This window comes from Arhodomonas sp. KWT2, from assembly GCF_041949875.1.
GTDB classification, from domain to species: domain Bacteria; phylum Pseudomonadota; class Gammaproteobacteria; order Nitrococcales; family Nitrococcaceae; genus Arhodomonas; species Arhodomonas aquaeolei.
Genome location: NZ_JBHFPQ010000051.1, coordinates 25,364 through 51,845, shown reverse-complemented (window position 1 = coordinate 51,845; position 26,482 = coordinate 25,364). Strand labels below are relative to the sequence as shown.

The window sequence follows — 26,482 nt, the reverse complement described above, 5'->3', positions numbered from 1 at the left end:
GCCGTGATTTGTTATGCATCAAATCCGGCCGTATTGAGACGTGCGCGCGCCCTGCAGAGACTTAAAGCCACAACAAACCCGCGCCGGCAATGGGCACCGCGGGCGAAAGGCTGTGGCCCGTATCCGGTCCGGGCGGCTAACAGCCGACTAACGCAACGGGTAGTAGGGTACCGCGCCGGAGCCGTGGTGCCGGCCCGGCTGCCGTATTCAGCGAGGGCAATAAGGATGTTCGGTTGCACGATGGGTGACGGGGATACACCGGCGCGGGGGCTGCTGGCGGCCCGCCATTACGAGACCACGTCGGCGGCGCGCCGGCTTTCGGCACTGACAGCGGCAATGACGGCCGTACTGGTGCCCGCGGTGGGCTGGGCGGCCGGCAACACGATCAATCTGGAGGGCAGTACCGATACCCGGCTCGACGTCAACGGCTCGACCACCGACGTCACCACCGGCACGGTCAAGGGCGACTCCGGTTTCAACTCCTTCGCGCGGTTCGAGGTCGGCACCGGCAATACGGTGAATCTCTACGTGCCCGACGGCACGGATAACCTCGTCAACCTCGTCCACGACGCCCGGGCCCGGATCAACGGCACCCTCAACGGGCTCCGCGAGGGCGGCGGTGTCGGTGGCAATATCGTCTTCGCGGACCCCCATGGCCTCGTGGTTGGGGCCTCGGGGGTGGTCAACGTCGGCAGCCTCGTGGTGACCACGCCCACCGGGGCCGAGATGGACGCCATGCTGGCGGCCGTCGGCGACGCCACCGTGGATGGCGGGGCGATGGACGAGCGTGTCGCGAGGCTGATGCGGGGCGACTACGACGCTGCCGACGGCAGCATCACCATCGAGGGGCAGGTCAATGCCGACGGCGCGATCAGTCTCTTCGGTGCCGAGGCCATCGTCGCCCAGGGGGCGTCGCTGTCGGCGCAGACGGACACCGGCTACGGCGGGGGCTGGGCGGTGTTCAAGTCTGCCGTTAACGTCGATGGCGTTGACGCGCCCCGCGGCTCCATCGTCATCGACGCCCGCGACAGCGTCGAGGTCAACGGCCGGCTCGCCGCCATGATGAGCGACGATGACGGCGCGGCGGTCTCCGCCGGCGGCGAGGTGGCCGCGGGCGATATCGAGATTGCCGGGCCCGATGTCGGCGTTGGCGCAGCGGCGGAGATCACCACGGACCCGGGCAACAGCGAGCAGGCCGGTGATATCCGGATCACCGCCAATGCCGCTGACGTCTGCGCGGTATGTGACGGCAGCGGGGGCACCGCCGCGGACGTGGAGACCCCCGGTGCCGTCGGCGCGGACGACGGGGCGGCGGCCACCGTGACGGTGGCCGCGGGGGCGCTGGTCAACGCGCGCAACGCGCAGGAGGCGTCGGCATCCGGCGATCTCACCATTACCGCCGCCGCCAGCGACGTCCAGCTCGCCGGCGAGGCGGATGCCAGTGCCACCGTGACCGTGGCCGGCACACTCAAGGGCCGGGATATCACCCTCGATGCCGGCAGCCTCGCCGAGGTCTCGCCGTCCTTCCTGTCCGGCGTGCTCGAGATCACCGACGATGCCAGCAACTTTTCGTCGCTCTATGAGCGTCTTCAGGGTTATGGCCGCGACAGCTTCAGCGGTCTGGCGGACGCCATTCCCAGCGATGATCCGGACCAGCTCCAGGCGGTGCAGGACATGGTGGCGGTCTCCATCGCCCGCTCCGACGCCGAGGTCACCGTCAAGGGTACGGCGACCCTGACCGCCGAGCGTGACGTGTCCATAGACGCGGACGCCGTGCGCCGGGTCGACAACGGCGCCGACGGCGATTTCGGTGCCTACAACAAGGCGATCCCGTTCAACATGGGCGTGGCCTACGGCGAGCTCGGCGGGATCACCAGAGCGCGCATCGACTCCGGTGCGACGGTCAATGTCGACGGCGACCTGGACGTCACCGCCAGCAGCGAGGACACACTCCGCCAGAGCGCGGAGGCGATCAACCAGCACGACGCCGAGGGCAATGCCCTGACGACCATGGGCTTCGCCCTGGGTGTGGCGGTCACCGACAGCGAAACCACCGCACTCGTCGATGACGGTGTGACGCTGAATACAGCCAACGATTCCGACGTGTTGGTGAACGCCTTCACCCGGCAGTCGCTGACCAACGACGTCAGCTTCTCGGCCATCGGCAAGGGGGCCACCGCGGCACCGGCCGTCGCCGTTGCCGACTACGACAGCACCACCAGGGCGGTCTTCCGGTCCGACCTCTCTGCCGGCGGGGACCTCTCGGTACAGGCCCTGGACCTGGTGGATGCGCAGCGCAACAGCGCCCGGGCCAAGGCGGGTGCCGGCTACGTGGACTGGCTCGCCCGGGACGTGCGGGAGACGTACCGGCTCCAGGCACCGTACCTGGACTTCCTCACCCGCAAGATCAACAGCGCGTTCAATCTCGCCGCCAGCGACGGCGGCAGCGGCTCCACGCCGCTGCGCCTGGGGTCCGCGGTCGCGATCGCCGACGCGGATCACACCGCGATCGCCGAGCTCGGCACCGGCGGTGGCGCGGACGTCACCGTGGACGGCAACGTCGCCGTCCAGTCCCTGCAGCGCCAGGCGAACCTGCGCAACTACGCGGTCAGCGCCGTCAATGCCAGTGCCAAGCGCAAGGACAAGGCGGCGGTCGGGCTCAGTGTCGCGCTGGTCTACAGCAACACCGCCCACGACACCCGGGCCTGGGTCGGTGACGACAGCTCCGTCACCGCGGCGAACATCGGTGTCGGCGCGCGCAATGCGGTGCCGTTGCAGACCGACCTGGACGACGCCCTGGCGGACATGGACCAGTGGGACGGCTACCTCTCGCTGCTCGAGCGGGCGAAAGACGTCTACGACGCGGGGGATGCGCTCTACAACCTGCCGAGCCAGTACGCCCGGGCCTCCGGCGAGGCCGACGACCTCGCCGCGGCCGGTGCGATCTCGGTGATGGAGACCGACATCGACGCCGAGGCCTGGGTGGGCAACGGCGTGACGCTGGAGTCCAGCGCCGCCGACCCGGCGCCCTGGAGCAGCGTGCTCCACCGCGAGTACGACGACACCGGTGCGCTCACGGCGCGCTGGCTGCTGTCCGGCCGGGTCGAGGGTACGGATGCCCTGACCGACGCCGAGCAGGACTGGGATGGCGGTGTCGGCATCCACGCCGACAACGCCATCGAACGCCTCGCGGTGGCGGGCAACCTCGGGCCGCTGCTCTTCGGGAACAGCGCGGAGGGCGGCTCGGTCGGGGCCGGCCTGAACATCGCGACCCACGACTCCAGCGCGACGGCCGGGACGGGGGTCAACGGCACCGTCACCGCGCCGGCGTTCGATGTCGCGGCCAGCGAGCGCAACCTGCGGCTGCTGGTCTCGCCTTCCGCCGGCAAGGGCAAGAGCGTGGCCGGCAACGGCTCCGCGGCGGTGAACGACGTCGCGAGCGACGTGGTCGCCGCGGTCGACGCCTCCACCACGGTGAACGCGGGCGTGGTGGACATCGGCGCGACCCACGACCTCGGCCAGTGGAGCGCGGTCGGGGCGGTGGCGCTCAGCGAGAACGTGGGCATCGGTGCGGGGTTCGCACTCAACAACGTCGATACCGACGTGCGGGCCCAGGTCGGTGACACCGCCGCGTGGCGGCCGGGCTGGGTCACGGCCCGCGACGCCGGCGCCGCCGCCACCTGGTCGGTGGACGGTCTGAATCTCGGCGCGGAGTCCCGCGGCCAGAACGGCGCGTTCGCCGTGGCCGGGGCGCTGGCACGGGCGAGCGGCAACAAGGACAGCGACAACACCGCCAAACGCAGCGACGACACCCGGTCCCGTGGCGACGGCCTGATCGGCACCATCACGGACAAGGCACAGCCGGCCCTGGACAAGCTCTCCACCTGGGGCGGTAACCTCGCGGGCTATTTCTCCTCGGACGGCGACAGCAAGAGCGCCGACAACGACATCCAGCAGAGCGACCGCTCGCTGCCGGCGAAGCTCTCCGGTGCGGGGTCGGCGACGTTCAACGTCTCCAACCAGCGCACGCGGGCGGCCCTGAACGACGTCACCATCGCGGCGCAGGCCGCGGACGTCGACGTGGCGGCGCTCAGCCAGATCCAGCAGTACAGCGGTTCCGGCGCCGGCGCCATCACCATGGGGGGCGGCAAGCGCGACAAGTTCAGCTCGGCGCTGTCCGGTGCGCTGGCCTTCGACTGGATCCGGGGCAGCACCCGGGCAACCGTGAGCGGCATCTCCGCCGACGCCCTCGGCGGGCTGGATGTCGCCGCCATCTCCGGTGGCGACCACGTGGCCTTCGGCGCCGGTCTCGCGGTGGATACCAGCCAGTCCGACAGCCTCTCGGTGGCGATGTCCGGCTCCGTCGGCGTGAACGGGCAGACCACCGAGGCCGCCGTGACCGCCAGCAGCCTCACCCTGGCGGATGACGGGAATACGGCAAACGATGTGAACGTCCGCGCCTATGACCGCACGCGCAGCCTCCTGGGCGGTGGCGCCCTGGCGGGCAATACCGGTGGCCGGGGGGCCAGCGCCGGCGGTGCGCTCACGGTGGGCACGGTCGCCAACAGCCTGATCGCGGCGCTGGACGGCACCACGGTGACCGGAGCGGACGACGTGACGGTGGAGGCCGCGAGCCGCTCCCGGGTGCTCGCCGGCGCCCTGGGGGCGGCGGTTTCCGGGGCGCAGGGGGCCGCGCTGTCCGGCTCCGGGACCATGGTCTACCTTGGCAACAGCGTGACCGCCCGGGTGGACGGCGGGGGCAGCACCCACGTCGACGCGGCGACCCTCGACGTCGCCGCCCACAGCGTCACCGGAATGGACGATTTCGATCCGCTGTTCGCCGATGCCGCCGGCGACAGCCTCGACGGCGCAGGGCTGGATTTCACCGGCGCGACGCTCGGCGACCTCGACACCACCGTGGAGACCGAGAAGGAGGACCTGCGCGAGGACGACAGTACCGCCGAGTCCCAGTCGCTGTTCGATGCCTCGCTCGCCGGCGAGTTCGTCATCGGGATTGCCGGCAACCTCGCGGCCGGCGGCAAGGCGTCCGGTGGCGGCTCCGCCGGCGTGATCTACAGCGGCTCCGACTACACCGCGACCGTCAGCGGCCTTGCCGCACCCGGCGGCGGTCACGGGCTGACGCTCAGCGGGGGACTGGATGTCTCCGCGGTCAACGGTGTCGAGACGGTGGGCGTGGCGGCCGGTGCCGGTGGCTCGAAATCCGCCGCCGTCCTCGGCTCGGCGACCGCGCTGGTGGAGCGCGGCACGGTGACGGCCCTGGTGGGTGATGCCGATGGCGCCCGCCTGGACGCCTCGACCGGCGACGCGGATATCGGTGCCAGCCACAGCGGCGGCTACTACGCCTTTTCCGGGGCGTTTTCCGCCGCGAGCAAGGCCGCTACCGGCGCGGCGATCGGCGTGACAGACGTCGCCGGCAGCGTCGATGCCGGTCTGGAGTACGCCGACCTTGACGCCGGCGGCGGGCTGACGGTGGACGCGGACCGCAGCGAGGCCATCCGTGCGGGGGCGGTCAGCGGCGCGGTGTCCAAGAGTGCCGCCATCGGCGGTGCACTGAGCTACAACCGTATCGGCGGCTCGGTGAAGACCACGGTGCGGGATGCCGGCATCACCGCCGAGGATGTGACCTTCACCACCGCCCAGCCCGACAGCGGCAGCAGCATCTGGTCCGCGGCGGGCAGCGTCCTGGCCTCCGGGAAGGCCGCGGTGGGCGGGGCGGTGTCCATCAACCTCACCGACGGCACGCGCGAGACCCGGGTCGAGGACAGCGCCATCGACGCCGGAGACGGCACCCTCACCCTGGACTCCGCGGCCATCAACGAGATCGTCTCCCTGGCGGTCGGCGGCCAGGCCGCGCAGAAGGTCGCGGCCGGGGGAGCCGCGTCGTTCAACCGCATCAAGGACAGTGCCGGCGTGCACGTCGAGGGCGGCACGCTGAGCGCGGGCACCCTGAATGCCCGCGTCAGGGACGGCGCCGTCGACGACACCGGCGGTGCCAGCCGTATCGCCACGCTGGCGGGCAACCTCAACGGCAGCGGTTCGTTGGCCGTGGGCGGCGGCGCCGCCGTGGGCACCATCGCGCAGACCCGCAGCGTCGATCTCATCGACACCGGCCTGGATGTCGCCGGCACCGCCACGCTGTCCTCGATCTCGAGTGGCACCGTCTACGGTCTCGGCGTTGCCGGTGCGGTCGCCAACAAGGCCGCGGTCGCCGGTGCCGCCGCCAGCGGCAGTATCGCCTCGGCGAACACCGTCACCGTCAGGCGCGTCCACGGCGATGCCGGCACCCTGGACGTCGACGCCGACGACACCTCCTCCGTCTACGCCTACGCCATCTCCGCCGGGCTCGGATCGACCCTCGGCGGTGGCCAGGCATCCACGGTCAACCGGATCGATACCGCCACCACGGCGACCATCACCGGCGCCGCCCTGGACGATCAGGGCGACGTGCAGGGGCTCGGCGCGGGGCGGATCACCATCGACGCACTGGCGGACCAGACAATCCGCAGCGCGGCGGTGGGTCTCGGCGGCGGAGGCAAGGCGGGGATCGCCGGTTCGCTGGCGGTGAACATCCTCGACGCCGACGTGACCGCCGCCATCGACGGCGGTGCCCACGTCGCCTCCGACGGCAATCTGGGAATCGCGGCGCGCAACAACAACCGCATCCAGACCGTCGGCGGGGCGTTGTCCATCGGCGGAACCCGCGTTGGCGCGGCCGGGGCCCTCGGCGTCAACCTGCTGACCTCGACCACCGAGGCGTATATCGCCGGCGCCGATACGGTGGTGCAGGCCGACGGCGACGCGGATAACAAGCTGACGGTGGACGCCGCGGCCATAGACGACGCCCCGGACCCCACGGGCTGGGACGACGCGTCCGCGTTCGATCCGTTCTCGGAGCTGGAGCGCGACACCCGCGGGGTCTCCGGCCTCGCGGTGAACGCGAGCTCCAGCCAGCAGGTGGGCTCGCTCTCGGCCGCCGGTGCAGCGACCCTGCCCAACCCGTCCGGCTCCGCCGCCATGGCCGGAGTCGGCAACACGTCGGTGCTCGGCGGTACCACCTCGGCCTACGTCGACGCCGCGACCATCAACGGGCAACGCGGCGGGGCGGCCCAGAACGTCGACATCGCCGCCGCGAGCAATGTCTACAGCATCGGCTACCTCTTCAGCGGTGCGGTGAGCGGCATTGCGGCGCTGAGCGGCTCCCTGGATGTGACCGCCATTGACCACACCACGAGCGCGTACGCCGACGATGCGACGATCCATGCCGGCGGCGACCTCGGTATCCAGGCGGACAGCGCCCGCGGCGCGGCGAACTTCGTGACCAGCGCCAGCGCCGCCGCCGGCAACGGCACGATCACCATGGGGGCGATCCGGCTCGCCGGCGAGACCACGGCACGCCTGCGCGGCGGCACCGCGACGGTCCGCGCCCTCACCATCGATGCCGACGACACCGCCCGGATGTCCGCCAACGTCGGCAGCGCCGTGGCCGGTGGTGGCTCCGCCGGGGGCGCCTTTGCCCTCGGAATCAACGAGACGGTGGTTGACGCCTGGCTGGGAGGCGAGGACCCGGATGCCGGCCAGAACGACGGCGCGCCGCCTGAATACGTAACCACGACGGTGAACGCTGGCGGCGCGGTGAACGTCAAGGCGCACTCGGACACGGATCTGGTCGCGAATGCCGCCGCCGCCGCGTTCACCGCCGGCGGCGGCGTGGCGGGCTCGGCCAACGTGCTGCTCGCCCGCAACGTGACCCGGGCGGGTGTGCGGGGGGCGACCCTCCGGGGCGAGAGCGGCGCCGCCGACTCCCGTGCCGGGTCACTGTCGGTACTCGCCGAGGATGACACCGCCGTGACCGGAAACGCCGGGTCCGCCGGCGTCGCCACCGGGCCCGGCTCGGTGCTCGGGGCGAGCGCCAACGTGGTGGTCACCAACAACGCCACCCGGGCCTTCGTGGATCGCTCGGACGTGCGTACCAGCGGCGCCGTGAATGTCACCGCCGAGCACACCCTCGATGCGGGGCTGTTCACGGTCAACGGCGGCGCGGCCCCCGGCGGTGCCGCCATAGGCGGGACCATCGGCCTGCTGCTCGTGGGGCCGGGCTCTCCGGTCTACAGCTACAGCGATGACGAGTCGGACGTCGACGCCGCCGTCGACGTCTCCGCCGGCTCCGAGCTCGACCATGACGGCGCCGGCACCCTGAGCGAGTTCGACAGCATCGGTGGCGGCAGCGCGACGACGATGACGCAGCGCGCGGACGTCGCCGCCGGCGCGGACACTGGTGGCGGTGTGTTCCACGACAGCGCAGACGACAACGAGGACAAGGCGGTGAACGACGGCGCCGCCTTCTCCGTCAGCGACGCCCTCACGGCGGACAACGCCCAGGAGACGGCGGCGACCATCTCCGGCGGCAGCGTGAATGCCGGCGGTGCCGTGGACGTTCATGCCAGCGAAAGGCTGGCCAGCAGCAACCGGGCGGGCAACGTGCAGGCCGGCGGCGGCTCGATCGGCGCCGCGGCCGGCATGACCTTCCTGCGCTCGGCGGTGATCGCCGGGGTGGACACCGGCGAGCTCGACGCATCGTCGCTGACCGTCAGGGCCGACGCCATGGACGACGGCGACGACAAGGCGGTGGACGTGCTGGCGGCCACGGGCAGTGCCGGCTTCGCCGCCGGTCTCGGGGCCGCGGTGTCGGTGGCGCGCCTGGAGAACAGTGTCACCGCCCGCCTTGGCGGAAGCGCGGACGTGGATGACGGCACGATAACCGTCACCGCCAAGGACACCCTCGGCGTGGATTCCGAGGCCGATGCCGCGAGCATCGGCGGCATCGGTGCGGTCGGTGCCTCTATCGCCGTGGGTGAGCGTCGTTCGGCGGTCGCCGCGGAGGTGCTCGCAGCCGGCACGGTGACCGCCGGGAGCCTGACTGTCACGGGGCAGGGTACCGGGACCACCGACGTGATCGCCCGCAGCGCTGCGGGGGGCCTCGGTGGTGCGGCCAACGGTGCGGTGGCCATCGGCCGCAATCTCGCGCCGCCGAAGGACGACGACGGCAACGACCGGGCCTCCGTCGCGGCGTCCGTCGGCGACGGGGTCAACCTCAATGCCGATGCCACGGTGAAGGCGGTGTACGGCGGTGGCCTCGATGTCGAGTCCCAGGGGGCTGCAGTCAGCCTCGGCGTGTCCATGGGGGCATCGCTGGCCTTCGCCGACAGCGCGGTGGACGTTTCCGCGACCGTGGGGAACGACGTCTCGGTGCGTGACGGTGACGGCCTCACGGTCACCGCCACACCTGCGGACAACGACAGTGCCGACGTCACGGCCACCTCGTTCAGCGCCAGCGGCGGTGCCCTGGTCGGTGCCGACGCGAGCGCGGCGTTCGCCTACGGCACCGACACCGTGACCGCCGGCGTCGGAACCGGCCTGGGCATGGAGGGCGGCGCCCTGTCGGTGACTGCGACCAGCGACGGCGAACGCCGTGCCGAGGCCCGCGGCTACTCCGTCGGCGGCGCGCTCGCCGTCGGTCTCGCGCTGGCCCGGGCGAGCGGTGAGACCGACACCACGGCAGGCCTGGGCGATGGCTTCGAGCTGGGAGCCGATGACTCGCTGAGCGACCTGACGGTGAAGGCCACGGCGAATCAGCTCAACGTCTCCGATGCCGTGGCCGGCAGCGGCGGGGTGGTTTCGGGGAACGCCGCCGCGGCCTACACCGACAGCAGGGGGGCGGCCCGCGCGGCGGTCGGAGACGGCGGCACGGTTACCGCCGAGAAGGCCGAGATAGTCAGCGCCTACAACGGCGGTTACGGCAGCCGTGCCGACAGCGTCAACGCCTCGCTGGTCGGCGTCAGCGGGGCCTTCTCCGATGCCGCGCTGACCTCCTCCAGCACCGTGCACTTCGGCGGCAGCGCGCTTCACGTCGCCAACGGTGCGACCCTGCGTGCCAAGAGCGACGTGAGCAGCCGCCACCCGGACGACACCACCGTCGACGCCGCGTCCGGCGGCGTCGCCACCGGCCAGGCCGCGGATCACGAGACCACGCTCGATATCGCCACGACGACAGAGGTCGCGGACGGCGCGACCCTGTCCGTGGGTGAGCAGTCCAACGACGGCTCCACGCCCGACCTGGTCCTGGAGGCGGTTACCGATCTCTCGGCGGCGGAGAATGCCGTGTTCGCCACCAACGGCGGGTTCGCGGCCGGCGGCGTGGCGTCCGCGATCGACGCGACCATGGACACCGACGTCAGCATCGGCGAGGCCACGCTGTCCTCGCGGGGGAATATCAGCGTCAATACCCTGGCGTTCTCGAGCGTCGTGCACGACGCCACGGCGAGGACCTGGGGCGGTGCCGCTGCCACCGATGCGAGCGCCACGACCACGGTCCGCGACAATCAGTCCATCACCGTCGCCGACGACGCCAGCCTGACCGCCTGGGGCTACCTCACCCTGGCGCCCGGACAGGCGGCGGATCTCGGCCGCGACAACCGCCTGACCACCATCACCACCGCCAACAGCCTGGTGAGGGGGGTCATTGCCATAGCGGACGCCTCCGCGGCCGCCGACCAGTCCTCCAGCGCCAGCGTGGACATCGGCTCCGGCGCCACCGTGAGCGCGGGCCGGGACGTGGAGATCACGGCCTACAACGAGACCGTCAACAACACCGTCGAGGGGCTGGCCAAGGGTTTCCAGGCCGGGTTCATCCCGATCGAGGACAAGGACTCCTCCCGCCAGGCCTCGTCCTCGGCCTCGTTGGTCGTCGACGGCAGTGTCACCGCCGGCATCTTCGATCGGCTCGACATCCACATCGACGAGGACGGCAAACTCACCTACAACGACGACGCGGCGCCGTTCATCGGCCGGGAGCAGCGCTTCAATCCCACCTCGCTGATCGAGGCCTCGAACATCGACTCCAAGGTCGCGGCGGTGATCAAGCAGGGCATCGTGGACCGGGACGTCGACGCCTGGTTCCTCGACGGTCTGTTCGCGGCCGGTGGCGACGTGATCCTGCGCGCCGACAGCATTACCGGCAGCGGCGGCATCCACGCCAACGGCGGCCCGACCATCTCCGTGATCAACGACAGCGCCCGCTACCTGCGCCTCGGCTCGGTGACGATCCCGGACAACCCCGGTGGGAGCGTTGTCTATACCGGCGTGGCGGATAGTGTGGACGGTTCCGTGGCTGTCGACACCGCCGGGGCCGGCGACGATGCGACCGTGCGCATCCGCAACACCATGGAGGACACCCTGAACAACGCCGGCTACGGTCCGGCGCTGTTCCAGGAGGACACCGTCAGTAACGTGAGCGGCACCATCGATATCTCGGTGGCCAACGGCGCCTTCGCGTCGCTCGCCAGCGTCCTGGGCCGCAACGTCTCGGTGGCGGTGGAGGGGCCGATGATCGTCGCCCCGCAGGAGGCCGAGTACTGGTCCCCGGGCCAGAGGCCGTCGGACATCTGGGACGACTACGCCGACCTGCCCGACGACGTGGTCGAGGTGGTCGTATACGCGGCGAACGCCTACTACGGCGATCTGCTCGATGACTATAACGACGACCTGCTCAACGACGACGAGCACTTCACCAGCGGCGGCGACGAATACGCGGGCGAGAGTACGATCCTGTTCGGCGGCTGCATCCCCGGTCAGTACGACGGTACGGCCACCAGTAACTGCACGGTGGGAACGGCCGAGTCCTACGACGTCCCGGGCGGGATGGTCACCCATGTCATGGATATCGACGGCGACGGCGATGCCGACCGCCAGTCCCACGTGCCGGTGGTCCCCACGGGCTGGAGCCTGGACAAAACGGCCGACTCCATCGACGACGCCGACACGGGCACGCAGACCTGGCGGGGTGCGGAGGCCGTCGCCATCGACGCCGACATCATCGACATCAACGGCACCATCAGCACCGGCCGGACCACCGAGCGCAACGTGGTGATCACGCCGGAGCTCGATGACTGGGTCGATCTGATGAAGAACCAGGCGGGGGTGAAATCCGGCAAGGGCGAGATCCCGTACCTGTATCTCGATTACCTCGGCGATGCGAACGTCGACAGCGACGAGGCGATCCGGGCCTACTATGACTTCGGTACGGACCAGGTCGAGATCGAGGACGTGAGCGCCTCCGGCGGCGGCTATCTCTACCTCAAGGGCAAGGTCATCAGCTCCTCCGATCAGGGCACGATCGATGTCGAGAGCGGTTACGGTCACATCGACATCGACAACCAGACCGCCCACGACCTGCGCGTCAACCGCCTGGGCACCGGTGACGGCGCGGTGGGCACCGTGATCATCGCCGACGAGCTCAAGGACCTGACCGCGTGGTATCGCTACACCCAGGGCGAGGGCATACGCAAATTCATCGCCGACGGCACCGACGGGCAGTCCATCGAGAACGCGCGGGAGGTCGCCGCGAGCGGCAGCTCCGACAGCTTCACGCCGCAGTCGGGAACGCGCTGGGAGTGGAGCGAGCAGGCGACCTTCAGCCGCGACAGCGACTACGAGGACGGCGACGACCTCGGCGGATGGCTGGGCAAATGGAAGTTCAGTGACAGTCACGATCCGTGGCGGACCAGCGAGGACGGACACCTGGTCCGCGACACGTCGGACGACTCCGCCTACTGGCAGAAGTCGAGTGCCGATTTCGGCAGCAACTTCACGTGGAGCATGACCTATGCCTACGGCTGCCCCGACGAGGTGGGGAAAACCTGCGACAACGGCATGGACGTCCTCGATGAGGACCTCAAGACGCGGTGGGCCTACCACTTTCCCCGCTGGGGCAAACTGGAGGTGAAGCGCTCCGCCCGGGTCGATTATCCCATCGATATCGACTTCTCCGGCTACGACAACGGACGCATCAATGTCGACAGCGGTGGGGACGTGATCCTCGGTGGCGGGGTGGAGAACCCCTCCGGCTCGCTGTCGGTGACCTCCCGCGACGGCGCCATCATCACCGGTGGCGACGCCATCCGTACCGCCTCCGCGACCCTGGACGCCCAGGGGGATATCGGTACCGCCAACCGTATGCTGGGCCTGGACCTCACCGGGGACGGCGCCCTGTCCGCGGACTCCGCCGAGGGAGCAGTCCGTCTCGACCTCGCCTCCGGTGCGAGCGTGACGCGCATCGACGCCGCCGACGGCGCGCAGGACGTCGTCATCCATGCCAACGGTGCGCTCGCGGCCGGTTCCCGGGACGGTGACGCCCCCCACATCCGGGCCCGCGATCTCACCGTGACCAGCGCCGTGGGCGGTGTCGGCAGCGCCGGCTCGCCCCTGGTCGTCGAGCTCGTCGAGGGCGACAACGGCGACGGCGGTGCCGCCGGCGGCGTGCTCGACGTCACCGCCGAGCGTGACATCGGCATCAGCGACCGCTCCGGCGACCTCTGGATCGACAGCGCCGTCTCCAACCTCGGTGACGTCTACCTCGCCGCCCCGGACGGGCGCATCCGCGACGCCCGGCGCCGCGTCGACAGCGAGGCGGTCAGCCGCGAGACCCGCGAGGCGATCTGGAAGCGGCTCAAGATCCGCGACGAGGACGGTGCGGAATCCTATGCCCGCGGGCGCGCGGTACCCGCCTTCGAGCACAGCATCGAACAGGCGTATCGCAGCTACTGGCAGCTCATGCGCTCGGGGCGCACGGGCAGCGATGGGTTCGAGCTCACGGACGCCGGTCTCGAGCGCTACCGCACGCTTCTCGCCGCCCGCGGACAGGTCGACGACGATGCCGCGGTGCGTGCCTATGCGGCGGACGAGTACCAGCGCGTCACCGGTCTGTTCGAGGAGAATCTCGGTGGTGACTGGTTGTCACGGGGTGCCTTCCAGTCCTTCGAGGCGGATTACGATTACCAGGCCACCGACGGCCAGGTCGCGCAGCTCACCGCCGGCGCCGCGTGGACCGACGACGAGCTGCGCCGTTCCATCAACGTGGTCGCGCTGGAGACGGGCGGGGGCGGCGCCGTGGACGAGGCCCCGAACGTCAGCGGCCGCGACGTCACCCTGGAGGCCGGCGGGAGCATCGGCGAGGTCGCCGATCCCATGCGCATCGATTACCAGGACCTGCTCGACGGCAGCCTCACCGACGAGGAGATCGGTGCCCTGGGCACCGCGCGGGCACCCGGTGACGTGACCATCGAGCACGACGACGACGGCGATATCGCCGCCCTGGTGGTGAACCAGACCATCCCCATGTACGTGGACGCCGGTGGCCGCTTCGATATCGCCGCCGGCGGCTCCGCCTATATCCAGGCGCTCAGCAACATCCGCGTCGGGACCGTCGACGTGGGGGATGACGCCCGGCTCCTGGCCAACGACAGTATCACCGTGGCCGACAGCGCGCCGGGCACGGTCACCGTCGGCGGCGACATCACCCTCGGTGCCTCCAACGGCTCGATCGGCGACGCCGACGGTGCCCCGCTGGCGCTGGATGTCGCGGGGACCCTCGGCGGTGTCTCCTCCTCCGGGGATGTGGCGCTGGAGTGGCTCACCGGCGACTTCGGCGTCGGCCGCGTGATCGTGGACGGCAGCGTCTACCTGGACGCCGTTGCGGGAGATCTCTACCGCACCGTCGCCGACCTCAACGTCAGCGGCCAGTCGGTGACGCTCAAGGCGGACGGCGCCATCGGCGGGGCGGGGGCGCCCATCGACGTCCGTCTCACCGGCGTGGACGGTACCCTGGGTGCCGACAGCGGCGGCGACGCCTGGCTGACCAGCCCGGATTCCCTGACCCTCGGTGACGGGGAGATCGGCGGTGCCCTTACCCTGCGCGGTGACGCCGCGGTGGATGTCGCCGCCGATGCCCGTTTCGTCGTCGACGGGCATTTCGGGCTCACCGCCGCCTCCACCACCGTTGGCAGGGACGGCGGGTTCACGGCCTGGGAGGAGGCCGATTTCAATCTGGGCGACGGCGATCTGACCTTCCTGGAAGACGGCGGCATGACTGCCTGGGGCGACCTCAGCGTGGTCGCCGGCGACCTGAGCCTGCACCAGGACGCGAGCATTTCCGTGCCCGGTGCGACGGCCACCGTCACCACCGGTGACTGGCATTTCGGGGAGGACACCGCGTTCTATTCAGATGGGCTGACCGCCCACATGGACAGCCTGACCATGGCGGCCGGCAGCCGGCTCAACGGTGATGACGGCGTGACCCTCCGGGTGGACGGCGACGCCCGCGTCGCGACCATCGACGTGGAAAACGACGCAATCCTCGCGCTGGACGTCACCGGCGACATCACCGCCATTGCCGGCGATACCCCCAACCTCGTGACCTGGTCCGGCGGCAGGGTCGACGTGGACGCCGGCGGGGCCATCGGCACGGCGGACACGGCCCTCGCGATCAACGCGCCGACCTTCGAGCGCATCGATGCCGGGGGCGGGGATGCGTACCTGACCTGGGCGTCCGATACCACCGGCGGGCGCATCGAGGCCGCCGGGACGGTGACGCTCAACGGCGATCAGGCCGTCGATGCCGATACCGTGACGGCCCGCACGGGGGAGGTGACCGCCGATCTCGGCGCGTTCACCGCGGGGACCGTGAGCGCCGGTGATGCGGTGACCCTGACCACCGCGCGGGGGCTTGATATCGGCACGGCGCATGCCGCCACCTCGCTGACTGCGGATAACGCCGACGGCGTCTTCGCGCTGGACGAGGCGGTGGCGGATGCCGCGGTACTCGGGAACACCGGTGGCGACATGAATCTGGGGACGGTGACGACCCGGACGGCCGGGCTGAACGTCGCCATCGCCGGGGGACAGCTGGATGCCGCAACCCTCGATGCCGCCACAGGGCTCACCGTGACCGGCACCGGGGGCAGCGATATCACCATTGAAGACGCCCGGAGCGGCGGCGCGGCGACCCTCGCCAATAACGTCGGCGGGGCAGCGGGCGGCGCGCTGAGCGTGGACAGGATCGTCTCCGGCGGCGTGCTCGCGATGGACAACGCCCAAGGCGTCTTCACCCTCGATTACGCCGAGGCAGGCGCCGGCGCGGCGCCGGCCGATCCCTGGGGCGTGCGGCTCACCAACACCGGCGGTGCCATGACCCTCGGCAAGGTGATCAGCCGGGGCCACGGCCTGCAGGCAACGGTGACCGGCGGCGACCTCAAGGCCGGGACGCTGGACGCCGGCGGCCGGCTGGACGTCACGGGCAGCGGCCGGGGTGATGTCACCATCGACCACGCCTTCAGCGCTACCGCGGCCACGGTGGAGAACACCCGCGGGGTGCTGACGCTGGGCGAGGTCGTGACCGCCACCGCCCTGACCGCCGGCAACGAGCACGGTGCTTTCCGCGTGGACACCGCCGAGGCCGGCACGTCCGCGACCCTGACCGGCACCGATGGACCCGTGACGCTGGGCACGGTGACCACCGGTACCGATCAGCAGGACGACAACCCGGCCGGCCTGGCGGTCACCGTGACCGGCGGCGACCTCGACGCGGGGATGCTGAATGCCGGCAGCCGGCTGGATGTGACCGGCGAGGGGCAGGGCGATCTGGCCGTCGTCCGTGCCCGCAGTGGTACCACCATGACCATCGATAACCGCGGTGCCGGGGAGATCGCCTTCGGCGAGGCGGGCGACAGCGGCTGGGCGCTGGATGCCGGCGGGACGCTCGACGTCACCGCCGTCGACGGTATAGCCGGCACCGGTGCCCGTGCCGGCGACAGCGTGACCGTGAATGGCGGACGCATCGACGCCGGCCGGCTGCGCAGCGTGTACGCCCCCGTGATCGTCAGCGCGGGCGGTGACGTCACCGTCGGCGAGGCGGTGGCCGAGGCCGGTCCGTTGAGCGTGACGAGCACCGCGGGCGACCTGCTGGTGGGCACGGCCTACGCGGGCACCACCGCGGATTTCCGCACCGGGGGCGGCAGGATGACCGTGCGTCACGCCGAATCCGGTGGCGACATGCGCCTGGTCAACGCGGCTACGGATACGCACGCGGATGGTGGCGACATCCTGTTCGGCTATCCGGCGGACCCGGATGTCCCCCTCGACCGGTTCGACCTGGACGCCGGGCGCGACCTGACCATCGACGCCACCGGCGACGTCACCGGCGGCAACGCCCGCGCGGCCCGCGATCTCGCCATGGCGGGCTATAACCTGCACTTCGGCCAGGTGCGCAGCACCGGCCGGGACGTGCAGCTGACCGCGGACTGGAACGTGGTCGGCGCCCGGGCCGTCGCCCACCGGGACCTCGGCATCATCGCCGGCAACCGCCTGCTCATGGACGACGCCCGCTATGGCGGCACCCTGTCGCTCAAGGCGGGACGGGACCTGACGGTGGGCACCGGCGGCGATATCGACCTCACCGGACAGGTCGAGGCGGGCCGCGACATGACCATCACCTCCGGCGGCCATATCCGCCTCGACGGGGCCTCCGCCGGACGCGACATGCGCTTCACCGCGGAGGACGACATCACGGTCGCCGAACAGCTCGACGCCGGCGGCCGGATGGACGTCGTGACCGACGGCGATCTGAGTGTCGGCACCCGGGTCGAGGCCGGCGGGCCCACGACCCTGGACGTGGCCGGCGACGCCTCGGCGGCGAGCGTGACCACCGGGGAGACGCTGTCGGCCGACATTGGCGGCAGCATGGACGTCGCCGGGGCGGTGGTGGCCGACGGCAGGGCCCGCCTCGACGTGCGCCGCGACCTCGACGTCGGCGAACGGATCGCCTCGCAGGCGGACGACCTGGACATCGACGTGGGCGGCCGGCTCACCACCCGGGCCCTGGAGGCGGGCTCGGACATGGACGTGATCACCGGCGAAAGCCTGAGCCTGGAGCGTGCGGTGGCGGGCCGGACCGCGACGATCCGTGCCGGCACCGCCGACGGCGATGCCTACGCGCCGGGCTCCGATCTGTCCATCGGCCGTCTCGCCGGCTCCGTGCTGACCCTGCGCTCCGGCGCCAGCGTGCACCTCGACGAGGTGGTCGCCTCGGACGCCATGGACATCGCCAGCCAGTACATCGGGATCGCGCAGGGGCGCTACACCGGCGACGACGCACTCACCCTGGACGTGGCGGGCAGTCAGCGGCCGGCCGCGACCCGGGTGGAGGCACGCTTCGACAGTCCGGCCATCGTCAGCCGCTGGCTGCACAGCAATGACACCACGCTCACCATGACCGGCACCGACCTCATGCTCGAGGACGCCGCCTACGTGGACGTCCTGCGGGCCACCACCGGGGAGGCGGCAATCGTCGTCGACAATCTCGATGCCAGCTACGCCGGCGCCGACGTCCAGCTCCGCGAGCTCGACCGGGCGTTCTGGCTGACGCAGACAGGCCGGCAGACGCGCACGGACGCGTACGTCGTGCACGCCCGGCCGGGCTACAGGGTGATCGTCCCCAACTACTACGAGGACCACGAGGAGGAGGGCAACGTGGACTACACGGGCACGTCCGCGGAGCGGCACGTGGAGCGCCAGCTTCACGAGACGGAGGCGACGGAGGGGGCAGCGGCCGGACCGACGCGGGTCGTCGTGCCGCTGCCGGCGCTGCCGGAGTTCGCCGGTGGCGCGGCCGGGCAGGACGCGGGGTTCGTGCCCCCGGTCAACCTCCAGGGTCGTCCCGCCGATGGCGGGGGGCAGGAGCGCGATGGCGACGAGCGCACACTATGAGGTGGAGTGCCGGAGCCCTGACGGCGCTGCTCGCCGCCGCCGTCCTCGCCGGCGTGGCACGTGCCGGCACCGCGCCGCCGCCCTCGGTCTACGATCCCTCGCTGGAGCGCCAGCGCCAGGCGGAGCAGGAGCGCGACTCGGAGCAGCGCGAGCGCGCGGGACGCACCGAGGTGCCCGCCCTGCGCGGCGGCGCGCCGGAGGACCAGAAGCTGCCCGAGGACGGCCGGCGCTTCCGGCTGGAGAACATCCGGTTCAACTCGTCGTCGTTCCTCGATGCCGACACCCTGGAGGGCATCGCGCAGGACTACGTCGGGCGCCCGGTCACCTTTGCCGACCTCAACGAGCTGCTGCGCCGGGTTAACGCCCTCTACGAGCGTCGCGACCTGCTCACCGCACGGGCCATCATCCCCTCGCAGAGCGTCGCGGACGGAACGCTGCGGGTGGTGCTGGTGGAGGCCAGGCTCGAGGCGGTGGAGTGGCAGACGTCGCCGGAGACGGTGCCGCGCTCGTTCTTCACCGAGCGGGTGCCGCTGGAGACGGGCGAGGTGCTCGACACCTCGCGGCTGCTCGCCGATATCCGGCGGCTCAACGCCACCACGCCGGGGCCGCAGCTCTCCGCCGACCTCGCCGCGGGCGAGTCCTTCGGCACGACGCGGCTGCGTTACAAGGTCTACGAGCCGGAGCCCTTCGTCTGGCGCGTCCTCGCCAACAACTACGGCAGCGAGAACAGCGGGACCTACCAGGTGGGCATGAGCGGGGCCTGGTTCTCGCCCACCGGCCACGCCGACACCCTCAGCGGCACGGTGCTCAAGAGCCGCGGGACGACCTACGGCAACCTGCGCTACCGTTTCCCCGTGAACCGGTACAACGGCGCGGTCTATGCCAGCGCCAGCCGCAACGCGCTGTCCATCATCCGCGGGCCGTTCGAGGATCTCGACATCGAGGGCACCTCGAGCGTCCTGGAGCTCGGCTTCGAGCAGCCCTGGTGGCTCGACCGGCGCTGGCTCGCCACCGGGCGCGCGGGCTACGAGTTCAGCCGCTCGGAGACCACCCTGGAGGGGGATGTCCCGCTCAGCGAGACCCGCGACGGCACCGCCACCCTCGCCGGGTCCGTGGAGTACCGCAACGCGCCGTGGTACGCGCGCTACGAGCAGCGGCTGCTCTACACCACTCACCGCAACGACACCACCGGGCGCTCCGGGCAGTACCAGCGCCTGCAGGGCGACTTCTTCACGCGCTGGCAGGCCGGCGAGGACTACCGCCTGGTCGGGCGGTTCGGCTGGCAGTACGCTTCCGCCAGCGACGGGCTGCCCTCGTCACTGCTCTACCAGCTCGGCGGACCGAGCAGCGTGCGCGGCTACGACGCCGGGATCCTCGCCGCCCCTCACGGGCTCGACCTGGGGCTGGAGGCGCACTGGTCGTTTCATCCCGGCTGGGAGGCTTCGCTGCTCGCGGATTACGGCCAGGCGGTGGATATCGACGGCGACAACCCGTCGATCTACAGCCTCGGCGTCGGGCTGCAGTACCGCCTGGGGCGCACGCTCGTGGCCAGGGCCGTCTACGCCCATGCCTTCAAGAAGGTCGTCCCCCGGCAGGATTCCGGCCAGCTCCTGCTTCAGCTGAGCTGGCGGCCCTGGTGAGCGTGGCCGGCCAGGCGTGTCCCGATTCGTCGTCATGGGGAAAACCGAGATGAGTGCACTGCTGTTCTACCGCGAGATCACCCTGCTCAACCGGGAGCGTCACCGGGGGCTGCGGCTCAAGCCGACCGGGGACTGCCGTTTCGCCGCCAACACCCACTTCGTGCCGCTGGCCGGTCAGGAGTTCTACCAGGCCGCGCGGGACTACCCGATCCTGTTCATCGGCGAGGGGGAGCAGACCGTGCCCATCGCGCTGCTCGGCCTCGAGCCGGAGCGTAACGAGTTCCTCGACGATGACGGCCAGTGGCTGGCGAACGTCTATGTCCCGGCCTTCATCCGCCGCTATCCGTTCGTGCTCGCCGACACCGACGCGGAGCGCTTCTCGGTGTGCTTCGACGCCGCCTACGAGGGCTGGAACGAATCCGAGGGCGAGGCCCTGTTCGACGACAACGGCGCCAATACGCCCTACCTGGACGAGGTCGTCGACTTTCTGCGGGGGTTTACCGCGGAAATGCGTCGTACCGAGGCATTCGTCCGCACCCTCCAGGATCTCGGCCTGCTCCGCCCGCGTACCCTCCAGCTCAGTCATCCGGGGGGGGAGCGCTTCACCGTCAACGATTTCCAGGCCATCGACGAGGAGGCCTTCCGCGCGCTTGGTGACGACGACGTCCTCGCCCTGCATCGCGAGGGGTTCCTGGGCTGGGTCTTTGCCCACCTGATGTCCCTGGGGGCCGCCAACCGGCTGTTCGACCGCCATATCGCCGGACGTGATGCCGCGGCCCCGGCCGGTGCCGCCTCCGGGAGCGCCTAGGGCGCGCCATTGGGCCGCCCGCCGTACCGGCGGGCGGTCCTGTCCCGCCCCCCTGTCCGGACGTCCGGATGTCGCCATCGTTCATGCAACACCCGTCAATATCCTTTATTCTGTCCGATTCAGTGACATCGCCCGCTGCGCCCGGTAGCCGTGGTGCGCGGGGCACTGCCTTTGCGAAGCGTTGAGAGGAAGTTGCATGTTCTCCAGTGATATGACCATTGCGGGCTTCGATCCCGAGCTCTCCAAGGCCATGGACGACGAGCGTCGCCGCCAGGAGGAGCACATCGAGCTGATCGCTTCGGAGAACTACACCAGCCCCCGGGTGCTCGAGGCCCAGGGCAGTGTGCTCACGAACAAGTACGCCGAGGGCTATCCGGGCCGCCGCTACTACGGTGGCTGCGAGTTCGTCGACGTCGCCGAGCAGCTGGCGATCGACCGCGCCAAGGCGCTCTTCGGCGCCGATTTCGCCAACGTCCAGCCCCACTCGGGCTCGCAGGCGAACGCGGCGGTCTATCTGGCGCTGGCCAAGCCGGGCGACACGATCCTCGGCCTGAGCCTCGACCACGGTGGCCACCTGACCCACGGTGCCAAGCCGAACTTCTCCGGCAAGATCTTCAACGCCGTGCAGTACGGTGTGAACGCCGAGACCGGCGAGCTCGACTACGACGAGATCGAGCGCCTCGCCGAGGAGCACCGCCCGAAGCTGCTCATCGGCGGCTTCTCCGCGTACTCCCGGGTCATCGACTGGGCGCGCATGCGCACCATCGCCGACAAGGTGGGTGCCTACTTCATCGTCGACATGGCGCACGTCGCCGGGCTGGTCGCCGCGGGCGTCTATCCGGACCCGCTGCCCCACGCCCACGTGGTCACCACCACCACGCACAAGACCCTGCGCGGCCCCCGCGGCGGGCTGATCCTCTCCAAGGGTGAGCCGGAGCTGGAGAAGAAGCTCAACTCGCTGATCTTCCCCGGTACCCAGGGCGGACCGCTGATGCACGTCATCGCCGGCAAGGCGGTGGCCTTCAAGGAGGCCCTGGACCCGGCGTTCAAGGCCTACCAGCAGCAGGTGGTGGACAACGCGCGGGCGATGGCGGGGGTGCTCGCCGAGCGCGGCTACAACATCGTCTCCGGCGGCACGGACAACCACCTCTTCCTCATCGACCTCATCGACAAGGGGGTCACCGGCAAGGACGCGGACGCCGCGCTGGGGCGCGCCAGCATCACGGTGAACAAGAACACCGTGCCCAACGACCCGCAGTCGCCGTTCGTGACCTCGGGCCTGCGTATCGGCACGCCCGCGATCACCACCCGCGGCATCGGCGAGAAGGAGGCGAAGGAGCTTGCCGGCTGGATGTGCGACGTGCTCGACGACCTCGGCAACGAGTCGGTGATCGAGGCGGTCCGCGCCAAGGTCACGGACCTCTGCGCCCGCTTCCCGGTCTACGGGCGGGGCTGAGCGCAACCCGATGCGCTGCCCCTTCTGCCAGGCGCAGGACAGCCGCGTGATCGACTCGCGGCTCGCGAGCGAGGGCGACCAGGTGCGTCGTCGCCGCGAGTGCTCCACCTGCGGCGAGCGCTTCACCACCTACGAGACCGCGGAGCTGCTGATGCCGCGGGTGGTCAAGCGCGACGGTTCGCGCGTGCCCTTCTCGGATGAGAAGCTGCGCACGGGCCTGTCCCGCGCCCTGGAGAAGCGCCCGGTCGCCACCGAGGCGATCGAGGCGGCGATCAACCGGATCCGCAAGCGCATCCAGTCCACCGGCGAGCGCGAGGTGCCGGCGAGCCGTATCGGCGACTGGGTGATGGAGGAGCTCCGCGAGCTCGATCAGGTCGCCTACGTGCGTTTCGCCTCGGTGTACCGCAGCTTCGAGGACGTCAGTGCCTTCCGCGAGGTCATCGAGGGGCTGGAGAAGCGCTCGGCGGACACGGGCGACGGCGACAATGACCGGCGGGAGTGAGCCGGGCCCGGGCAGCTTCTCCGCGACGGACCACGCCCTCATGGCGCGGGCGATCCGGCTCGCGCGCCGGGGCCTGTACACCACGGACCCGAATCCCCGTGTCGGCTGCGTGATCGCCCGGGCGGGCGAGATCGTCGGCGAGGGCTGGCACGAACGCGCCGGCGGGCCCCATGCCGAGGTCCACGCCCTGCGCGCGGCGGGGGCCGCGGCACACGGCGCCACGGCCTATGTCACCCTGGAGCCCTGTGCCCACCACGGCCGCACCCCGCCCTGCGCGGACGCGCTCGCGGAGGCCGGCGTGGCGCGGGTGGTGGTCGCGGGCACGGACCCCAACCCGGCGGTGGCCGGCGGCGGGCTCGAGCGCCTGCGAGGTGCCGGCGTGGATGTCGCCGCCGGACTGATGGCGGCGCAGGCGCGGGGACTGAACCCGGGCTTCCTCCGGCGCATGGCCGAAGGCATGCCCTGGGTCCGGGTGAAGCTTGCCGCGAGCCTGGACGGCCGCACCGCGATGGCCTCCGGCGAGAGCCGATGGATCACCGGGGCCCCGGCCCGGCGTGACGTCCATCGCTGGCGGGCACGCAGCAGCGCCATGCTCACGGGGATCGGCACGGTGCTCGCCGACGACCCGGCGCTCACCGTCCGTGACGTCGATGCGCCGGTGGTGCAGCCGGCGCGCTACGTGATCGACCCGTCCCTGCGCCTGCCGGAGACGGCCCGTCTGGTCACCGACGGTGGCGGCGTGACGGTGTTCTGCAGCTGGCCGGACGACGCCCGGGTGGCGTCGCTGGAGGCCGCCGGTGCCCGCGTGGTACCGCTGCCGCCGGACCCGGAGGGGCGCCCCGTGCTGACCGCCGTGCTCGCCGCCATGGCGCGGGACGGGGTCAACGAGGTGATGGTGGAGGCGGGGCCGACCCTGGCCGGCGCGGTGGTCGCCGCCGGCCTCGCCGACGAGCTGATCGTCTACTATGCGCCGCACCTGATGGGCGATGCCGCCCGCGGTCTGCTCGTGCTGCCAGAACTCGAGGCTATGGCGGACAGAATCCCGTTGCGGGTGACGGACCGCCGTCAGGTGGGCGATGATCTGAGGCTGGTGCTCGCGCCGGCGGGAGAGGGCTGAGAAGGATGTTTACCGGGATCGTGCAGTGCCTCGGCCGCGTCGGCGGCCAGACCGCCGTGGACGGCGGTCGCCGGCTGACCATCGAGGCCCCGGAGCTCGGCCTCGCGGAGGTCGGTATCGGAGACAGCATCGCGGTCAACGGCTGCTGCCTCACCGCGGTGCGCATCGACGGCCCGCGCTTCGAGGCGGACGTCTCCTCCGAGAGCCTGGAGCGCACGACCCTGGGTGGGCTGCGCACCGGCGACCCGGTGAATCTGGAGAAGGCGCTGACGCTCGCCACGCCGCTGGGCGGGCACCTGGTCAGCGGCCACGTGGACGGGCTCGGTGAGGTGGTCTGGCGCCGCCCGGAGGGACGCTCGGAGCGCTGGCGCTTCCGCGCGCCGGAGCGCCTGGCCCGCTACATCGCCGAGAAGGGCTCCATCTGCATCGACGGCGTGAGCCTCACGGTCAACGCGGTAGCGGGCGCGGAGTTCGAGCTCAACCTGGTGCCGCACACCACCGCGGTCACCACCCTCGGCGGGCGGGCCGCCGGCGACACCGTGAACCTGGAAGTGGACATCATCGCGCGCTATCTGGAACGCCTGATGAGCGGCGGCGGGGCGGACGGCGACGGCGGCATCACCCGGGCGTTCCTCGCCCGTCACGGCTTCGGCGGCTGACGGCGCGCCCACGGGATCGGAGAACGACATCAATGGCCTTCAACAGCACCGAAGAGATCATCGACGAGCTGCGCCAGGGGCGCATGGTCGTGATCATGGACGACGAGGACCGGGAGAACGAGGGCGACCTGCTCATGCCCGCGTCCATGGTCCGCCCGGACGACATCAACTTCATGGCACGCTACGGCCGCGGACTGATCTGCCTGACGCTGACCCGCGAGCGCTGCGAGCAGCTGCGCCTCCCGCTGATGGTCAACGACAACGGCGACCAGCACGGCACCAATTTCACGCTCTCCATCGAGGCGGCACGGGGGGTGACCACCGGCATCTCCGCGGCCGACCGCGCCCGCACCGTCCAGGCGGCGGTTGCGCCCCAGGCGCGCCCGGAGGACATCGTCCAGCCGGGGCACATCTTTCCGGTCATGGCCCAGCCCGGCGGGGTGCTCACGCGTGCCGGCCACACGGAGGCGGGCTGCGATCTTGCGCGCCTCGCCGGCTTCGAGCCGGCCGCGGTGATCGTCGAGGTCCTCAACGAGGACGGCACCATGGCGCGGCGCGACGACCTCATGGCCTTCGCCCGCGAGCACGGGATCAAGATCGGCACCATCGCGGACCTCATCGCCTACCGGGTGCGCAACGAGCGCACGGTCGAGCGGGTCGCCGACTGCGAGCTGCCCACGAGCCACGGGCGCTTCCACCTGTACGCCTACCAGGACGTGGTCGACGGGGCGCTGCACTTCGCGCTGGTGCGCGGGCGTCCGCGCCCGGAGGACCCGGTGCTCGTGCGCGTGCACATCCAGAACACCCTCTCCGACCTCTTCGACGCGACCGGCCTGGAGCAGAGCTGGCCCTTGCGCCCGGCGCTGGAGCAGCTCGGCGAGGAGGAGACGGCGGTGGTGGTGATGCTGCGCCGTCCCAGTGACGCCACCGACGTGCTCGCGCGCATGCGCGACTACCAGCGCCTGCAGGCGGGCCAGATCGACGAGACCCAGGGCGGCCGCGCCGAGGGCGAGGCCAGCCAGGACCTGCGCACCTACGGCGTCGGCGCGCAGATCCTCACCGATCTCGGTGTGCGCCGCATGCGCGTGCTCTCCTCGCCGAAGCGGATGCACGGCCTCTCCGGGTTCGGCATGGAGGTCGTCGAGTACATCGAGCCCGAACGCTAGCCCCAGGACTGCAACCAAGCCATCATCCCTGACAGCCAGGTCCGGACCCAATGAACACGATAGAAGGTGACTTCACCGCGCGTGACGCCCGTATCGCCCTGGTGGCGACGCGCTTCAACGCATTCATCGTCGACCGCCTCGTCGAGGGCGCGAACGACTGCCTCACCCGGCACGGCGTGGACGACGCCGGCATCGACCTGGTGCGCGTGCCCGGTGCCTGGGAGCTGCCGCTGGCGGCCCAGCGCCTGGCCGGGGCCGGGCGCTACGACGCCATCGTGGCGCTCGGCTGCGTAATCCGCGGCGGCACGCCGCACTTCGATTACGTCGCCGGCGAGTGCACCAAGGGCCTCGCCCAGGTGCAGATGGGTGCGGATGTGCCAGTGGCGTTCGGCGTGCTCACCACCGACACCATCGAGCAGGCCATCGAGCGCGCTGGCACCAAGGCCGGCAACAAGGGCGCGGAGGCGGCCATGTCCGTGCTCGAGATGATCAGCCTGCTGCGGCGGCTCGACTGAG

Annotated in this window: 9 protein-coding genes; all 9 read left to right on the top strand. The window is 71.0% G+C overall.

What is annotated here, in order from left to right:
• The first annotated feature begins 240 nt into the window (after window positions 1-240).
• A complete protein-coding gene (locus ACEZHJ_RS15660) occupies window positions 241-18,618 on the top strand; it encodes a leukotoxin LktA family filamentous adhesin (RefSeq protein ID WP_375036684.1) in 18,378 nt (6,125 codons plus the stop codon).
• Window positions 18,615-20,258, top strand: coding sequence for a ShlB/FhaC/HecB family hemolysin secretion/activation protein (locus ACEZHJ_RS15655; protein ID WP_375036683.1), 1,644 nt, complete (start codon window positions 18,615-18,617; stop codon window positions 20,256-20,258). The genes ACEZHJ_RS15660 and ACEZHJ_RS15655 overlap by 4 nt, the downstream gene beginning before the upstream one ends.
• A 49-nt stretch (window positions 20,259-20,307) precedes the next feature.
• Window positions 20,308-21,066, top strand: coding sequence for a SapC family protein (locus ACEZHJ_RS15650; protein ID WP_259202139.1), 759 nt, complete (start codon window positions 20,308-20,310; stop codon window positions 21,064-21,066).
• Window positions 21,067-21,262: 196 nt separating this feature from the next.
• A complete protein-coding gene (gene glyA / locus ACEZHJ_RS15645) occupies window positions 21,263-22,522 on the top strand; it encodes a serine hydroxymethyltransferase (protein WP_375036682.1) in 1,260 nt (419 codons plus the stop codon).
• A gap of 10 nt (window positions 22,523-22,532) precedes the next feature.
• Window positions 22,533-23,024: a transcriptional regulator NrdR gene (nrdR, locus tag ACEZHJ_RS15640; protein ID WP_018716351.1), complete on the top strand. Its 492-nt coding sequence runs from the start codon at window positions 22,533-22,535 to the stop codon at window positions 23,022-23,024.
• Window positions 23,008-24,141 (top strand): bifunctional diaminohydroxyphosphoribosylaminopyrimidine deaminase/5-amino-6-(5-phosphoribosylamino)uracil reductase RibD, encoded by a 1,134-nt coding sequence (gene ribD / locus ACEZHJ_RS15635; protein ID WP_375036681.1) that lies wholly within the window; start codon window positions 23,008-23,010, stop codon window positions 24,139-24,141. The genes nrdR and ribD overlap by 17 nt, the downstream gene beginning before the upstream one ends.
• Window positions 24,142-24,146: 5 nt before the next feature.
• On the top strand, window positions 24,147-24,800 hold the full coding sequence (locus tag ACEZHJ_RS15630) for a riboflavin synthase (RefSeq protein WP_018716349.1): 654 nt from the start codon (window positions 24,147-24,149) through the stop codon (window positions 24,798-24,800).
• A gap of 32 nt (window positions 24,801-24,832) precedes the next feature.
• Window positions 24,833-25,966, top strand: a complete 1,134-nt coding sequence (ribBA, locus tag ACEZHJ_RS15625) for a bifunctional 3,4-dihydroxy-2-butanone-4-phosphate synthase/GTP cyclohydrolase II (protein ID WP_018716348.1) — start codon at window positions 24,833-24,835, stop codon at window positions 25,964-25,966.
• Window positions 25,967-26,016: 50 nt separating this feature from the next.
• On the top strand, window positions 26,017-26,481 hold the full coding sequence (gene ribE / locus ACEZHJ_RS15620; RefSeq protein ID WP_259200848.1) for a 6,7-dimethyl-8-ribityllumazine synthase: 465 nt from the start codon (window positions 26,017-26,019) through the stop codon (window positions 26,479-26,481).
• Window position 26,482: the final 1 nt, after the last annotated feature.

What these genes read in the sequence shown, in the direction of transcription:
- nrdR (WP_018716351.1), top strand. Translation starts at nt 22,533, where the DNA reads ATGCGCTGCCCCTTCTGCCAGGCGCAGGACAGCCGCGTGATCGACTCG.
- ACEZHJ_RS15650 (WP_259202139.1), top strand. Translation starts at nt 20,308, where the DNA reads ATGAGTGCACTGCTGTTCTACCGCGAGATCACCCTGCTCAACCGGGAG.
- ACEZHJ_RS15660 (WP_375036684.1), top strand. Translation starts at nt 241, where the DNA reads ATGGGTGACGGGGATACACCGGCGCGGGGGCTGCTGGCGGCCCGCCAT.
- ACEZHJ_RS15655 (WP_375036683.1), top strand. Translation starts at nt 18,615, where the DNA reads ATGAGGTGGAGTGCCGGAGCCCTGACGGCGCTGCTCGCCGCCGCCGTC.
- glyA (WP_375036682.1), top strand. Translation starts at nt 21,263, where the DNA reads ATGTTCTCCAGTGATATGACCATTGCGGGCTTCGATCCCGAGCTCTCC.
- ribD (WP_375036681.1), top strand. Translation starts at nt 23,008, where the DNA reads ATGACCGGCGGGAGTGAGCCGGGCCCGGGCAGCTTCTCCGCGACGGAC.
- ACEZHJ_RS15630 (WP_018716349.1), top strand. Translation starts at nt 24,147, where the DNA reads ATGTTTACCGGGATCGTGCAGTGCCTCGGCCGCGTCGGCGGCCAGACC.
- ribE (WP_259200848.1), top strand. Translation starts at nt 26,017, where the DNA reads ATGAACACGATAGAAGGTGACTTCACCGCGCGTGACGCCCGTATCGCC.
- ribBA (WP_018716348.1), top strand. Translation starts at nt 24,833, where the DNA reads ATGGCCTTCAACAGCACCGAAGAGATCATCGACGAGCTGCGCCAGGGG.